Origin of the sequence: uncultured Pseudosulfitobacter sp. (assembly GCF_963976325.1) — a bacterium.
Lineage (GTDB): Bacteria > Pseudomonadota > Alphaproteobacteria > Rhodobacterales > Rhodobacteraceae > Pseudosulfitobacter.
In genome coordinates this window covers 59,709-74,695 of record NZ_CAXBJW010000011.1, presented here as the reverse complement: position 1 = coordinate 74,695, position 14,987 = coordinate 59,709, and the positions used below count along the sequence as shown (strand labels likewise).

General features: G+C 62.5%; 15 protein-coding genes. 3 read left to right on the top strand and 12 right to left on the bottom strand.

Going from position 1 to position 14,987, the window contains the following annotated elements; translation table 11 throughout:
* The coding region (locus AAC077_RS17650; protein WP_339772352.1) for a methylmalonyl-CoA mutase family protein at positions 1 to 863 on the bottom strand (863 nt) is incomplete at its 3' end.
* A complete protein-coding gene (locus AAC077_RS17645) occupies positions 820 to 1,764 on the bottom strand; it encodes a hypothetical protein (RefSeq protein WP_339772350.1) in 945 nt (314 codons plus the stop codon). The genes AAC077_RS17645 and AAC077_RS17650, both read right to left, overlap by 44 nt.
* Before the next feature lie 180 nt (positions 1,765 to 1,944).
* On the opposite strand from AAC077_RS17645, the gene AAC077_RS17640 reads away from it, so the two are divergent.
* Positions 1,945 to 2,394, top strand: a complete 450-nt coding sequence (locus AAC077_RS17640) for a DUF4174 domain-containing protein (protein WP_339772348.1) — start codon at positions 1,945 to 1,947, stop codon at positions 2,392 to 2,394.
* Positions 2,395 to 2,474: 80 nt separating this feature from the next.
* On the opposite strand, the gene AAC077_RS17635 is transcribed toward AAC077_RS17640, so the two are convergent.
* The 7 genes from AAC077_RS17635 to AAC077_RS17605 form a co-directional block, all read right to left on the bottom strand.
* Positions 2,475 to 4,523, bottom strand: coding sequence for an acetyl/propionyl/methylcrotonyl-CoA carboxylase subunit alpha (locus tag AAC077_RS17635; protein WP_339772346.1), 2,049 nt, complete (start codon positions 4,521 to 4,523; stop codon positions 2,475 to 2,477).
* Positions 4,524 to 4,663: 140 nt separating this feature from the next.
* A complete protein-coding gene (locus AAC077_RS17630) occupies positions 4,664 to 4,870 on the bottom strand; it encodes a hypothetical protein (protein WP_339772343.1) in 207 nt (68 codons plus the stop codon).
* Between the two features lie 319 nt (positions 4,871 to 5,189).
* Positions 5,190 to 5,546, bottom strand: coding sequence for a hypothetical protein (locus AAC077_RS17625; RefSeq protein WP_339772340.1), 357 nt, complete (start codon positions 5,544 to 5,546; stop codon positions 5,190 to 5,192).
* A gap of 87 nt (positions 5,547 to 5,633) precedes the next feature.
* Complete coding sequence (locus AAC077_RS17620) at positions 5,634 to 5,780, bottom strand: hypothetical protein (protein WP_197021946.1); 147 nt, start codon at positions 5,778 to 5,780, stop codon at positions 5,634 to 5,636.
* 214 nt (positions 5,781 to 5,994) lie between these two features.
* Positions 5,995 to 6,381: a DUF6497 family protein gene (locus AAC077_RS17615; protein ID WP_339772337.1), complete on the bottom strand. Its 387-nt coding sequence runs from the start codon at positions 6,379 to 6,381 to the stop codon at positions 5,995 to 5,997.
* Between the two features lie 13 nt (positions 6,382 to 6,394).
* Positions 6,395 to 6,658, bottom strand: a complete 264-nt coding sequence (locus tag AAC077_RS17610) for a Rho termination factor (RefSeq protein WP_339772334.1) — start codon at positions 6,656 to 6,658, stop codon at positions 6,395 to 6,397.
* A gap of 54 nt (positions 6,659 to 6,712) precedes the next feature.
* Positions 6,713 to 8,245 (bottom strand): acyl-CoA carboxylase subunit beta, encoded by a 1,533-nt coding sequence (locus AAC077_RS17605; RefSeq protein ID WP_339772331.1) that lies wholly within the window; start codon positions 8,243 to 8,245, stop codon positions 6,713 to 6,715.
* A gap of 191 nt (positions 8,246 to 8,436) precedes the next feature.
* Between AAC077_RS17605 and AAC077_RS17600 the strand changes: the two genes are divergently transcribed.
* Positions 8,437 to 9,666, top strand: coding sequence for a multidrug effflux MFS transporter (locus AAC077_RS17600; RefSeq protein WP_339772327.1), 1,230 nt, complete (start codon positions 8,437 to 8,439; stop codon positions 9,664 to 9,666).
* A 49-nt stretch (positions 9,667 to 9,715) separates the two neighbouring features.
* Positions 9,716 to 11,116: a short-chain fatty acyl-CoA regulator family protein gene (locus tag AAC077_RS17595; protein WP_339772324.1), complete on the top strand. Its 1,401-nt coding sequence runs from the start codon at positions 9,716 to 9,718 to the stop codon at positions 11,114 to 11,116.
* A gap of 4 nt (positions 11,117 to 11,120) precedes the next feature.
* Here AAC077_RS17595 and AAC077_RS17590 read toward each other — a convergent pair whose 3' ends face one another.
* The 3 genes from AAC077_RS17590 to betB form a co-directional block, all read right to left on the bottom strand.
* Positions 11,121 to 11,732 (bottom strand): thermonuclease family protein, encoded by a 612-nt coding sequence (locus AAC077_RS17590; RefSeq protein ID WP_339772364.1) that lies wholly within the window; start codon positions 11,730 to 11,732, stop codon positions 11,121 to 11,123.
* 96 nt (positions 11,733 to 11,828) lie between these two features.
* Positions 11,829 to 13,475 carry a choline dehydrogenase gene (gene betA, locus AAC077_RS17585; protein ID WP_339772321.1) on the bottom strand — a complete coding sequence of 549 codons (1,647 nt, stop codon included), beginning with the start codon at positions 13,473 to 13,475 and terminating at the stop codon, positions 11,829 to 11,831.
* Complete coding sequence (gene betB, locus AAC077_RS17580; RefSeq protein WP_339772319.1) at positions 13,475 to 14,929, bottom strand: betaine-aldehyde dehydrogenase; 1,455 nt, start codon at positions 14,927 to 14,929, stop codon at positions 13,475 to 13,477. The genes betA and betB overlap by 1 nt, the downstream gene beginning before the upstream one ends.
* Positions 14,930 to 14,987 lie beyond the last annotated feature (58 nt).

Below are 14,987 nucleotides of genomic sequence, written 5' to 3'. Positions count from 1 at the left end.
TTGGCGGCCTCCATGAAAAAGTTCATGCCGATGGCGAAGAAGAACGACAGGCGCGGGGCGAAACGGTCCACGTCCATGCCGGCGGCAATGGCGGTGCGCACGTATTCGCGCCCGTCGGCCAGCGTGAATGCCAGTTCCTGCACAAGGTTCGCGCCCGCCTCTTGCATGTGATAGCCCGAGATCGAGATCGAATTGAACTTTGGCATGAAATCCGAGGTGTATTCGATGATGTCCCCGATGATGCGCATCGACGGCTCGGGCGGGTAGATATAGGTGTTGCGCACCATGAATTCTTTGAGAATGTCGTTCTGGATGGTGCCGGCCAGCACCTTGCGGTCGTGACCCTGTTCTTCGCCCGCGACGATAAAGCTGGCCAGGATCGGGATAACCGCGCCGTTCATGGTCATCGACACGGACACCTTGTCCAGCGGGATGCCGTCGAACAGGATCTTCATGTCCTCGACGCTGTCAATGGCCACGCCTGCCTTGCCCACATCGCCCACCACACGCTCGTGGTCGCTGTCGTAGCCACGGTGCGTCGCCAGATCAAAGGCCACCGACACGCCCTGCTGCCCTGCGGCCAGGTTGCGGCGGTAGAAGGCATTGGATTCCTCGGCTGTCGAAAAACCCGCGTATTGGCGGATGGTCCACGGGCGGCCTGCGTACATCGTCGCCTTGACCCCGCGCGTATAGGGGGCTGCACCGGGGATGGTGCCCAGGTGGTCCAGGCCTTTCAGGTCGTCAGCGGTGTACAGGGGCTGTACGTCGATGCCTTCCAGCGTTTTCCACGTCAGGTCATCCACGGGGCGGCCCCGCAGTTCAGCCTCGGCCAGAGTGCGCCAGTCTGCCTTTTTGTCGGTCATGGTCTTGTCCTTCTTTCTGTGGGGCGCACGGCAGGGTTTGTCCCGCTCTGGTGCGTCCCGGATCCTGTGTCAGTGTTGCAAGCCCCTCCGCGCCAGCGGCCAGCCACGCCAGATCGCTGGCATAGGCGGCGCGCAGGTGCGCGGATTGGTCGGGGGTGAAGGGGGTCCAGCGGCCTGTTGCGCCGTCGGGGATGGTGTGGGCGGTGCCACGCTCGGCCAGAATGCCGCGCAGGCTGGCGGCATCGGGGGCGCGGTTCAGCCGTTGGCCTTGCGCAGGCAAGGGCGCGATACAGCCCGCGCCTGCGTTCAGAATAGCGTCGCTGCGGCCCGCAAAGCGTTCAAAGGGGAGAATGCGCAGGTCAGCCTGTGGGAGGGCGCAGGCCAGATCGGTGATGACATCGCGCCAGCTTCGGCGGGACTGGGCAATGGTGTTCAGCGCCTGATAGTCCGGCATCGTTGCGCCGCGTGCCACATCGCAGGCGATGGCGGATGACCACCACAGGTCCTGCGCACGGATGTTCAGCACGACGCGGCTGATGCGCCCGTCAAAGGTCTGGGCGACGCGCGCCATGCGCAATCCGATGTCAGGATACAGGCTGCGGGCGCGGATGTTGGTGCGGACGGCGCCGATCATGGTTTCGTCGCTGATGATCAGCGTGGCGACGCCGGTGGCGGCGGTCTGGCGCAGGGCCAGCCGCATCCGCCCTGTGGCGCGGCGTGCGGCGCGGGGCGCATCGGTTCCGGGTTGGGGCAAAATGCCAGCCAGCAAGCCGCGCCCCATGCGGCACGGCCCCCAGACACCGACACCTGCTTGTTTCAGCGCGTCACCGTTGCGGCGCAGTGCATCCCGAAAGCTGGCAGTGGCGGTGCGGTGGGCACCCAGATGCAGGATCACGTCCATGGGCCTGATGTCCTTTCGCAAGACATGCGCCCCGTATGGCACTGTGCGGTGAAACCGCGCGGATCGGAGCGTGCGGATCATGCCCCTGCCCCCGTTACCGCCGGTTTAATCGCCCCTGCGCGCATTTTGCCCATCGAATTTGCCGCACAAGCCCTTATCTTAGAGAAGACGGGAGAGACCATGAAAAGACTTATCGCCTTTGTTTTCATAGCTATGGGGGCATTTCCGGCCTGGGCCGATGACACCACCCTGACCCCTGTGGACGAGCTGTTCGCCACGGCGGATGCGGAAGATTTGGCGCAATTCGTCTGGACAAACCGGCCCATCGTGGTCTTTGCCGACAGCCCCGCCGACCCGCGATATGTGGAACAGGTGGCGCTGTTGCGGGCACGGGCGGCTGATTTGCTGGAATACGACGTGGTTGTGCTGCTGGACACCGATCCCGCCGCAGCGTCGCCGCTGCGCAAGAAGCTGCGGCCACGGGGGTACATGATGGTGCTCATCGACAAGAACGGTGATGTGCTGATACGCAAACCGTTCCCGTGGGATGTGCGCGCGATCAGTCGCAGCCTGGACAAAACCCCGCTGCGCCAGCAGGAATTGCGCGGCGCGGTCCAGTCCGAAGGCTGACACGTCCCCAAGGCCCGAGCTGACGCCCGACCCAAGGCCCGTGTGCGGGCGTTATGCAACGCGACACGGGCCATGGCGGTTTATTCGAACTCCATGATGATTTCATCCACTGCAAGGCTGTCGCCCTCGCTGGCGTTGACCTTGGACACGGTGCCGGCTTTTTCGGCGCGCAGGATGTTTTCCATTTTCATCGCCTCGATGGTGCACAGGGCCTGCCCTTCTTGCACCTGATCGCCTTCGGCCACGTTCAGTTTCACCACCAGACCCGGCATCGGGCACAGCAGCAGTTTGGACGTGTCTGCGGCGATTTTCTCGGGCATCAGACGAGCCAGCTCGGCCTGACGCGGGGTGCGCACATGCACCTTGAGGTCCACTCCACGGGTGCGGATGCGGAAGCCGCCGCTGATCTTGCCGACCTTCAGCACCAAGGGCGCGTCGCCCACGGTCATCTTGGCCAGTTGGTCGCCGGGGGTCCAGTCGCCCTGCACCCGCAGACTGTCACCGCCATCGAATGTCACGGTGGCACCGGTGCTGTCGGCAGCGCTGATGGTCACATCGAAAGACGCGCCTTGCAGCGCCACGTTCCAGTCGGTGCCCACTTTTCGTTCGTGGTTGTCCATGCGGCCCGACACGCGGGCGCGTCGAATCTCGCTGATGCGGTTCATCGCGGCGGTGGCGGCGGCGATGCGTTTCAGGTCGTCCTCGGACAGGGCTACACCTTCAAAGCCGTCGGGATATTCCTCGGCGATAAAGGCGGTGGTCATCTCGCCCTTGATAAAGATCGGGTGGTCCATCACGGCAGAGAGGAACGGCAGGTTGTGCCCGATGCCTTCGACCTCGAAGCTGTCCAGCGCCACGCGCATGGCCTCGATCGCTTCGGCGCGGGTGGGGGCCCATGTGCACAGTTTGGCAATCATCGGATCGTAATACATGCTGATCTCGCCGCCCTCGAAGACGCCGGTGTCATTGCGCACGGCAACGGGGCCAGCCGCCGCATCGCCTTGCCATTTGTCATTGTCCAGCAACGGGCCTGCGGCCACCTCGGCGGGGGGACGGTAGCGGGTCAGACGGCCAATCGACGGCAGGAAGCCGCGATAGGGGTCCTCGGCATACAGGCGGTTTTCGATGGCCCAGCCGTTCAGTTGCACGTCGTCTTGGGTGATCGTCAGTTTCTCGCCATTGGCGACGCGGATCATCTGTTCGACCAGATCAACGCCGGTGATCAGTTCGGTGACGGGATGTTCCACCTGCAAACGGGTGTTCATTTCGAGGAAATAGAAATTCTTGTCGCCATCGACGATGAATTCCACGGTGCCCGCGCTGGCGTAATCCACGGCTTGTGCCAGTGCCACGGCCTGTTCGCCCATGGCGCGGCGGGTTTTCTCGTCCAGGAAGGGGCTGGGCGCCTCTTCGACGACCTTCTGGTTGCGGCGCTGGATCGAACATTCGCGTTCGCCCAGATAGATGCCGTTGCCGTGGCTGTCGCACAGCACCTGAATTTCGATGTGGCGCGGTTGGGTCACGAATTTCTCGATGAAAATCCGGTCGTCGCCAAAGCTGTTGGCGGCCTCGTTCTTGGACGACTGGAAGCCTTCGCGGGCCTCGTCGTCGTTCCACGCGATGCGCATCCCCTTGCCGCCGCCGCCGGCGCTGGCCTTGATCATCACCGGATAGCCCACCTCGGTTGCGATCTTGACCGCGTGTTCCGCGTCGTCGATCAGCCCCATGTAGCCGGGCACGGTGCTCACGCCGGCCTCTTGGGCGATTTTCTTCGAGGTGATCTTGTCGCCCATCTTCTCGATCGCGCCCACGGGCGGGCCGACAAAGGCAACACCGGCGGCGTCCAGCGCCTCGGCGAATTTCGAGTTCTCGGACAGGAAACCGTAACCGGGGTGGACCGCTTCGGCGCCCGAGGATTTGATCGCCTCCATCACCTTGTCGATGACGATATAGGACTGGTTGGCGGGGGGCGGGCCGATGTGCACCGCCTCGTCCGCCATTTTCACGTGCAGCGCGTTGCGGTCGGCGTCGGAATAGATGGCAACCGTCTGAATGCCCATCTTGCGCGCGGTCTTGATGACACGGCAGGCGATTTCACCGCGGTTGGCGATCAGGATCTTTTTGAACATTGCGGGTCCCTTAAGTTTGTTGTGCCGAACGCCAAAAACCGCCGTGCGAAAGCAGGGCGGTTGCAGCATTGGTTTGAATTTCGGATTGTGTCAGACGTGCGCGCGCAGGGGCGTCAGGAGCCCCTGCCCGCGCGCGATGATCAGTTACATTTGTGCGGGTAAGCCTGGCAATAGGCGACGTTGCCTGCCACGCCGACAGCGGCACCCGTGAGTACGCTGCCCGATGTGACCGCAGCCGCACCTGCGCCGACGGCACCGCCGACCAAAGCCTGTTCACCGATGGTATCGCCGCAAGCGGCCAGTCCTGCGCAAGCGATGCCTGCGATGATAATGGATTTAAGGGGCATGGTTTTTGTCCTTGTACTGCCTGATATGCCTGTACAACGCATGACAGATTGATCGGTTCCGGCAATGTAAAAAGACATGAAGCCCCCGTTTGCGCCGGTTTCCGCCGCATCGGGCGGGTCCGGGAAAAGGCGGGCGGCGTCTGACGCGTGTCAGACCGCCGCCCGTAAGGGGAAGGGGTATGGAGATGGTGATCAGGCGCTGCACAAGAATGGGCCGCAGCACCCTGTGGTTGAACCTGACACAGGCCATGCGCTGTCGCCAAGTGCCGCGTTTGGGCGTCGGCCAATGCTTGCCAAAGGTTGCTTTTTGCAAGCAAAATCATGCCGAAGGCCCGTCAAACGCTTCGGGAAATGATGCGCGGGCGACGGCCTCGTCGATGACCAGAAGCGCGTCATAGGCTTCGGGGTCGAAATCGTCCATCGCGGGGATCACCTCGCGGCCGAACAGCCACGACAGACGGCCCGCGTCCAGATTGCCGCGCTCGAACGGTTCAGCGCCGAAATTTTCCCACAACGCTTTCATAAAGCCCAGGTCGGCGCGACGGTCCGCAGGCTTGCGGTCGCGCTTGCGGTCGCGGCGGATCAGCGGGGTGGCGCCCTTGGGGTTGGCGCGGCGCAGGGTGAATTGGAAATCGGTACTGGCCAGACGACCGGGGAAACCGCGATGCTTCAGCATGGGACACCCCCATGCGAGATCTGCGGGGCCAAAGTTAGGGCCATGTCGGGGGCCAGAGCAGGCCCAAAGGCCTGCCCTGAAATGGTACTACTTGTATTTGCCGGTGTAGACTGGCTCGACCGAGATGGGCTCGGGATCGACCACGACAAATTCTTCGGCCTGCTGCTCGCGCGCACAGGCGGCAACAACGGCGGTAAGGCCGAACATTGCCAAAAGTATGATGTTCTTCGACATCTGTAGCTCCTGTTTTGTTGCACAAGGCGTTGCCCGCACAGATGCGCGGACCCTGCCTCAATAGAGGTAAGGGACCCTTCGGGTTTCCTCGGAGCAATCATAGCGGATTCCAAATGTGAAAGATATGCGCACTGCGTCATCGCGCCGCGCTGTGACTCCAAAGACGCAACTTCCCGCTTACGTGAAGGGTGCGCCGCAAGATGTTGTGCAGACATTAAAAAGCCTCCCAGATGCAGGTGTTATCTTGGATGCGGAAAGCATCGAAAAACTGGGTTGCGTCGGGATCGGGCTGTCCGAATTCGACCGCGCGGTCCGCCAGCGAGATCACCACGATCTCTGGCGTCAGCGCATATTCCGCGAGGTAGGGAATGACCGTTCTGGCGCACAGATCCTCGATATCGGGGGCGCTGTCCGCATAGGTCATGGTGCCGCCGTCGCGGGCGATGGCGGGGGCCAGAAACCGGAATCGCAGGATGTTGGTGCCGCTGGTGTCGTCGATCAACACCTCTTGCAATTCAATCGCCTGCCCCGAGGGCACGTCGAACGCCCACAAGGGACTGGCGGCCAGCAGCGCGGCGCATATGGCGGCAGGTCGCATCATGCCGCCCGCCCGTTCAGCGGTTGCGCAACGCCTTGATCAGGTCGTCCTTGGTCATGTCCGAACGCCCGTCGATGTCCAGTTCCTGCGCACGCGCGTACAAGTCTTCCTTGGTCCAGTCCTCGTAGGGCGGCTGCTTGCCGCCCTTTTCGGACGGATGCTGATCGCTGTTGGCCTGTGCATTTGCAATGCGCGCAGCCTTTTGCTTCGATGCGCCATCCTCGCGCAGCGCCTCGTAGGTCTCGTCGTCCTTGACGGACGGGCCGTGGTCCTTGGTCATGGCTTGCTCCTTTCGGAGCCAACGCGAACAGGTGCATCTGCGTTCCCCCGAAGATCACAGCGGAATGTTGTCGTGTTTCTTCCACGGGTTCGTCAGCTTTTTGGTGCGCAGCGATGCAAACGCCTTGCTGATCCGGCGGCGGGTCGAATGGGGCATGATGACTTCGTCGATGAACCCGCGTTCGGCGGCGACAAAGGGGTTGGCAAAGCGCGCCTCGTAGTCGGCGGCGTGCTTGGCAATCTTGTCGGCATCGCCCAGATCGCCGCGGTGGATGATCTCGGTCGCACCCTTGGCACCCATCACCGCAATCTCGGCAGTCGGCCAGGCATAGTTGAAATCGCCACGCAAGTGCTTGGACGCCATCACGTCGTAGGCACCGCCATAGGCCTTGCGGGTGATCACGGTGACCTTGGGCACGGTCGCCTCGCCATAGGCGAACAACAGCTTTGCACCATGTTTGATGACGCCGCCGTATTCCTGACCGGTGCCGGGCAGGAAACCGGGCACGTCGACCAGCGTCAGGATCGGGATTTCGAACGCGTCGCAGAACCGCACAAACCGCGCGGCCTTGCGGCTGCTGTCGATGTCCAGACAGCCGGCCAGCACCATCGGCTGGTTGGCGACAACGCCCACGGTCTGCCCCTCAAGGCGGACAAAGCCAGTGATGATATTCTTGGCGAAATCTTCCTGAATCTCGAAAAAATCCCCCTCGTCCGCGACCTTGTGGATCAGTTCCTTCATGTCGTAGGGGGTGTTGGCGTTTTCGGGGATCAGCGTGTCCAAGCTGTCCTCGACACGGCCCGGTTCGTCAAAGAACGGGCGCACGGGGGGCTTTTCGCGGTTGTTCAGCGGCAGGAAATCGACCAGCCGGCGCACTTCGGCCAGCGCCTCGACGTCGTTTTCAAACGCGCCATCGGCAACGCTGGATTTCTTGGTGTGGGTGGACGCGCCGCCCAGTTCCTCGGCGGTGACCTGTTCGTTGGTCACGGTTTTCACCACGTCGGGGCCGGTCACGAACATATAAGAGGTGTCGCGCACCATGAAGATAAAGTCGGTCATCGCGGGGGAATAGACAGCGCCGCCCGCGCAGGGGCCCATGATCAGGCTGATCTGCGGCACCACGCCCGAGGCCATGATGTTGCGCTGGAACACTTCAGCGTAGCCTGCCAGCGAGGCAACACCTTCCTGAATGCGCGCGCCGCCGGAATCGTTGATGCCGATGACCGGCGCACCGTTCTGGATCGCCATATCCTGAATTTTGCAGATCTTCTGGGCGTGGGTTTCGGACAGTGAACCACCGAACACGGTAAAGTCCTGGCTGAACACATAGACCATGCGACCGTTGATGGTGCCCCATCCGGTGATCACACCATCACCGGCAGGCTTTTGTTTTTCCATGCCAAAATCGGTGCAGCGGTGGGCCACGAACATGTCGAACTCTTCAAAGCTGTCCTCGTCCAGCAGCAATTCGATCCGCTCGCGGGCGGTCAGTTTGCCACGGCCGTGCTGTGCGTCGATGCGATTTTGCCCGCCGCCCAGCCGCGCCTGTGCGCGACGGTCTTCCAGTTCGGTCAGAATGTCTTTCATGTCAGGCCCCTGTTTCGATTTGGCACAGGCTAACAGGCCAACGGCGCGCACAAAAGCATCTTGTGGAATATTTGCAAATCATTTGCGATGCAGGATTTGCTAATTGCAAATCCGCAAACCATACGCAAACGCATGGCTGCTATGCGCCAAACGCAATGGACACCGGAGTGGGCGCAATCTACCTTCCTGAAATGCAACATATACCATCTGTGCGCTTTCTCAAACGCTCGACCCCGCCCCATTTGATGACCTTGATTATGCTTGCGGGCATGTCGGCGATGGTCATGAACATGTTCCTGCCGTCGCTGCCGAACATGACAGAGTATTTCCATACGGAATACAGGCTGATGCAGCTTTCAGTGGCCCTGTTTCTAGGGGTCAGCGCGATGCTTCAGATCCTGATCGGGCCGATTTCGGACAGCATCGGGCGCAGGCCGGTCTTGCTGGGCGGGCTGTCGCTGTTCCTGCTGGCGACGCTGGGCTGTATTTTCGCGCCCACGGCCGAGGTGTTTTTGTTCTTTCGCATGTGTCAGGCGGTCAGCGCCGTGGCCATGGTGCTAAGCCGTGCGGTGATCCGCGATATGTACGATCAGAACGAAAGCGCGTCGATGATCGGCATCGTCACCATGTTCATGTCGGTCGTGCCCATGATCAGCCCCGCCATCGGCGGCGTGCTGGACGAGCTGTTCGGCTGGCGTGCGAACTTTTGGGCGTTTTTCGTCATCGGCGGCATCACCCTGTGGGTGGTCTGGGCCGATCTGGGCGAAACCGCCACCAGCACCGGCAAGACATTGGGCGCGCAGTTCCGCGAATATCCTGAACTGCTGCGCAGCCCGCGGTTCTGGGGGTATTCGCTGGCCTCGGCGTGCTGTTCGGGATCGTTTTTCGCCTATCTGGGCGGTGCGCCCTTTGTCGGGTCGGTTCTGTTTCACATGTCGCCGTCCATGCTGGGGCTGGTGTTTGGTGCGCCCGCCATCGGCTACATGGCCGGCAATGCGATCACCGGCGCCTTTGCCACCCGGCTGGGCGTGAACCGGCTGGTGCTGTACGGGTGCGTGTCCAACCTGTTCGGGGTGGCCGGATCGCTGACGCTGTTCCTGCTGGGGTACGGCAGCCCGTGGTCGTTCTTTGGCATGATGATGTTCGTGGGTCTGGGCAACGGCCTGACGATCCCCAATGCCACGGCAGGGATGCTGTCGGTGCGTCCGCACCTTGCGGGCACGGCGTCGGGGCTGGGTGGCGCGATCCAGATTGGCGGCGGCGCGATGCTGTCGGGGCTGGTGGGCACCATGCTGACCGTTGAATCGGGCGCATTCCCCTTGCTATACATGATGACCATCACCTCGATCATGGCGCTGGCGGCCATCGGCACGGTCTATTGGCGCGAGCGCCAGCTTGCGCCGACACCCTTGTCGGACTGACTTTGCAAAGCTAACGTGCCCCTTGTGCAAAGTTGCAAAGGGGGCGTCGATGGCTCAACAGAAATTATATGCAGGCGCCAAGCTGCGTGAGGTGCGCACGCGCATCGGCATGACGCAAAAGCATTTCGCGGCCAAGCTGGGCGTGTCCCTGCCCTATCTCAACCAGATGGAAAACAACAACCGGCCTGTCAGCACCACCGTGGTGCTGGCACTGGCGCAGGAGTTCGGTCTGGACGTGACCGAGCTGAGCACCGGTGACAGCGAGCGGTTGGTGTCCGACATGCGCGAGGCGCTGGCCGATCCGGTGTTTTCCGGCGACATGCCCCCTATGGCCGACCTGCGGTTGGCGGCGTCCAACGCGCCCGCACTGGCCCATGCGTTTATCGCATTGCACCGCAGCTATCGGCAGACTCACGAACGGCTGGCATCGCTGGACGAGGCATTGGGCCGCGAAGATGCCCGCGCCCGCCCCAGCCCATGGGAAGAGGTGCGCGATTTCTTTCACTATTGCGACAACTACATTGATGCGGTCGACCGTGCCGCCGAGCATTTTGCCACCGCCGAGGGCCGGATCAACAACATTCGGGTGGCGGTCGTCGCCGGTTTGGGCAATGCGGGCGTGACTGTGCAATTCGACGATATGGACCTGATCCGGTCCTATGATGCACAGGCCAAAGTCTTGCGCATCTCGTCGCGGCTGTCGCCGGAAACGCAGACCTTCCAGATGCTGCTGCAACTGGCGCTGGTGCGGCAGGATGCACTGTTGGAGGCGACGCTGGATCTGGCGCGGTTCCAGTCGTCCGAGGCGCGCGCTATCGCCAAGATCGGGCTGGCCAACTATTTCGCGGGGGCGACGCTGATGCCCTATGGGCGGTTTCTGCAAGCGGCACAGGACTGTCGCCACGACATCGAAATTCTGGCCAGCCGGTTCGGCGCGTCGATTGAACAGGTGGTGCACCGTCTGTCCACGATGCAGCGCCCCGGTGCCAAGGGCATTCCGTTCTTTTTCGTGCGGGTCGATCAGGCGGGCACGATCACCAAACGCCATTCCGCCACGCGGCTGCAATTCGCACGCTTTGGCGGGGCCTGTCCGCTGTGGAACGTGCACCGTGCGTTCGAACAGCCCGGCCAGTTCCTGCGCCAACTGGCGGAAACGCCGGACGGGGTGCGTTACCTGAGCCTTGCGCGGGATGTGTCGAAACCGGCGGGACGGTTCGGCGCGCCGGTGCGGCGGTTCGCCATCTCGTTCGGCTGCGAGATCAGCCATGCACGCAATCTGGTCTATGCCGACGGGCTGAACCTGGGTCGCGATGATGCGTTCGAACCTATCGGCATTTCCTGCCGGATCTGCGAGCGCAAGCAGTGCCACCAGCGGTCGGTGCCGCCGTTGGAACGCCAGTTGCAGGTCGATCCCGATATGCGCGACGTGCTGCCCTATCAGGTCGGATAGCGGCCTATCTGCGGGCGGGCCGCCAGCCTGCCGCGCGGGCCTGTGCCGCCGAGCAGAACCAGCGTTCGCCGCGCGTGGTGTCGATGCCGGTGCGGTCGTAGAACTCTTGCCCCGGCACGTGAAAGATACGTCCGTTTTTTGAAATGTTGCCCTTGATCACGCAGGCCGGATTTGGGGCGGCGCGCCCCTTGGTCCGCAGGGCGCGGAACTGGGCGGGGGATAGCACGCGCATGGCGTGCAGGCCGCGGTCGTTCACGGCGGCGCCCTTTTCGTCCAGCACATAAGCCTCGGAATAGCGGGTGTAGGCAAAGGCCAGCCCAAGGCTGACGATTTCGCGGCCCATGTCCACATCGCCCACCAGACAGCGGGCCACGGTGCGGCCATAGCGGTCGATGTCTATCTGCTGACAGCGCGCCAGACGGTTCTGGTACAGGGCCCGCACCTGGGCCGTGGCCCAGCGTCCGCATTCATAGGCGACGCCCTGCGCGGTCAGGCATTCCTGATCCATCTCGGGCGCGTCAATGCCGTGCAGGCGGACGCGGGTTGTGCCCACGTCGATGGTATCGGCGTCGATCACCCGCACGGGGCCGGAGAATGCGCCTGCCCCTGCCACCACGGGCAAGAGCAGGAGAACAATGAGGGACCAAATTCTTAACATTCGGTTAATTAGTCAGGGCACGTGCCCCGCTTCAACCGAATTCGACGACAGAGGTTAACGCTGCTGGGTTTCCCAATCGGGGTGTATCCAGGGTTCGTCGTTCATCGCAGGCAAGCTGCGGCCCAGAATGTGATCGGCCATCTTTTCGCCGGTCATGATCGACGGGCCGTTCAGGTTGCCGTTGGTGATGCGCGGGAAAATACTGCTGTCCACCACGCGCAAGCCATCAACCCCGATCACGCGGCCCTGGGCATCGACCACGGCCATCGGATCGTCGGCACTGCCCATCTTGCAGGTGCCACAGGGGTGATAGGCGCTTTCGACCTCGTCGCGGATGAATTCGTCCAGCTCGTCGTCGGTTTGCACGTCGGCACCGGGCTGGATTTCGTGTTTGAAGTAGGGCTTGAACGCCTCTTGCGCGAAAATCTCGCGGGTCAGGCGGATGCAAGTGCGGAAATCCTCCCAATCCTGCGGGTCGGACATATAGTTGAACAGGATGTTCGGCGCATCTTCCGGATTGGCCGAGGCCAGCGTGACCGCCCCGCGCGAGGCCGAGCGCATGGGGCCGACGTGGGCCTGATAGCCGTGGCCTTCGGCTGCGGCCTTGCCGTCATAGCGCACGGCCATGGGCAGGAAATGGTATTGGATGTCAGGGTATTTCACGCCCGCCTTGCTGCGGATAAAGGCGGCGCTTTCAAACTGGTTGGACGTGCCAAGGCCGGTTTTCGACAGCAGCCATTGCGCGCCGATCCGCGCCTTGGAGAACAGGTTCCAATAGCGGTACAGCGTGATTTTCTTCAGCGATGCGACTTGCAGGTACAGTTCCAGATGGTCTTGCAGGTTCTGGCCCACGCCTGCGCGGTCGGCAACCACGTCGATGCCGTGTTCTGCCAGATGGGCGGCAGGGCCGATGCCCGACAGCATCAGGATCTTGGGCGAGTTGATCGACGACGCGGCGATGATCACCTCGCGGCCTGCGCGCACGATCTCGCCGCCGGCCAGTTGCACGCCGACGGCGCGCCCCTCTTCCATCACCACCTTTTCCACCAGCCCGCGCATCAGCGTGCAATGTTCGTGTTTCAGCGCAGGGCGCAGATAGGCATTGGCGGCGGACCAGCGGCGGCCCATCCACACGGTTTGTTCCATGGGGCCAAAGCCCTCTTGTTTCTCGCCGTTGTAGTCGTCGGTGACCTGATAGCCCGCCTGCCGCCCTGCATCGACAAAGGCCTGGAACAGCGGGTTCTTGCGGGGGCCGCGTGTGACATGCAGCGGGCCGTCCTTGCCGCGCCATTCGGGATCACCGCCGTGGCCGTTGGCGTGCCAGTTTTCCATGCGTTTGAAATAGGGCAGCACATCGGCATAACCCCAGCCTTCGGCGCCGCTGTCGCGCCAGTGGTCATAATCCATCGCGTGGCCGCGCACGTAGACCATGCCGTTGATGCTGGACGATCCGCCGATGACCTTGCCGCGCGGGGTCGCCAGACGGCGGCCGTTCAGGTGTGGTTCGGGCTGGGACTGAAAGCCCCAATCGTACATCGACATGTTCATCGGATAGCTGAGCGCTGCGGGCATCTGAATGAACGGGCCCGCATCGGTGCCGCCGTGTTCGATGACCAGCACAGATTTGCCCGCCTCGGCCAGACGGTAGGCGACAGCGCAACCTGCGCTGCCTGCGCCGACGATGATGTAATCGGCTGTCATCAGAAGGGAGCCTCCATATCATCCATGCGCACAAAGACGGATTTCACCTGGGAATAGTGTTCAATCGCCGCCTTGGAGTTTTCGCGGCCCACGCCCGAGGCTTTGACCCCGCCAAAGGGCGCTTCGACCGGCGCGTCGTTGTAGGTGTTGATGAAACAGGTGCCTGCCTCGAACCCGGCGGCGACGCGGTGGGCGCGGGTCAGGTCGTTGGTAAAGACACCGGCGGCAAGGCCATATTCGGTGTCATTGGCGCGGGCCATCACTTCGGCCTCGTCGTCGAAATCCAGCACTGCCATGACGGGGCCAAAGATTTCCTCGCGGGCGATGGACATGTCATCGGTGACGTCCGCAAAGACAGTGGGCTGAATCCAGAAACCGGGCTGGTCGATGCGGTCGCCGCCATAGGCCAGCCGCGCGCCTTCGGCTTTGCCCTTGGCGATATAGCTGTCGACGATGTCGATCTGGCGCTGGCTGACCATCGGGCCAAAGCTGGTGTCGGGGTCCATCGGGTCACCGATCACCGCATTGTCCAGCCGTTCCGACAGACGTTTCAGAAACGCCTCTTTGATGCCCTTCTGGACGAACACGCGGGTGCCGTTGGAGCAGACCTGACCGGTGGAGTAGAAGTTGGCCATGATCGCGCCGCTGACGGCGTTTTCCAGATTGGCGTCGTCAAAGATGACCAAGGGCGATTTGCCGCCCAACTCCATGGTCACGTGTTTCATGCCAGCAGCAGCGGCGGCATAGACCTTGCGGCCCGTGGGCACCGATCCGGTCAGCGACACCTTGTCGACGCGCGGATCAACCACCAGCGCGGCCCCCACATCGCCCAAACCTTGAACGACGTTGTAAAGGCCCGCAGGCAGGCCAGCCTCGTGCAGAATCTCGGCCACTTTCAGCGCCGACAGGGGCGTGGTTTCGGACGGTTTGAACACCATCGCATTGCCGCAGGCCAGCGCCGGTGCGCCCTTCCAGCAGGCGATTTGTGTGGGATAGTTCCATGCGCCGATGCCGACGCAGACGCCCAAGGCCTCGCGGATGGTATAGACCCAGTTGCCACCGCCCAATGCGATATGTTCGCCCGTCAGGCTGGCGGCCAGACCGCCGAAATACTCCAGCGCGTCAGCGCCGCTGGTGGCGTCGGCGACGGATGTTTCCTGATAGGGTTTGCCGGTGTCGTAGGTTTCCAAAATGCTCAAGTCGTGGTTGCGTTCGCGGATCATGTCGGCAGCGCGGCGCAGGATGCGGCCGCGTTCGGTGCCGGACATGGCCGCCCATGCGGGTTGCGCGGCGCGCGCGGCGTCCAGCGCCTGATTGATGATGTCGGGGGTCGCCGAATGCATCTTTGCGATCACCTCGCCGGTGGCGGGATAGATCACGTCAAAAGCTTCACCACCGGTGTCTTCGACGTATTGGCCGTTGATAAAGTGGCTGGCAGCGGGTTGGGTTTGCATTCGGGGGCCTCTTGAAAATAAGGGGTGGTCCGGCGCGTTATGCAGGCCGGACCACCGT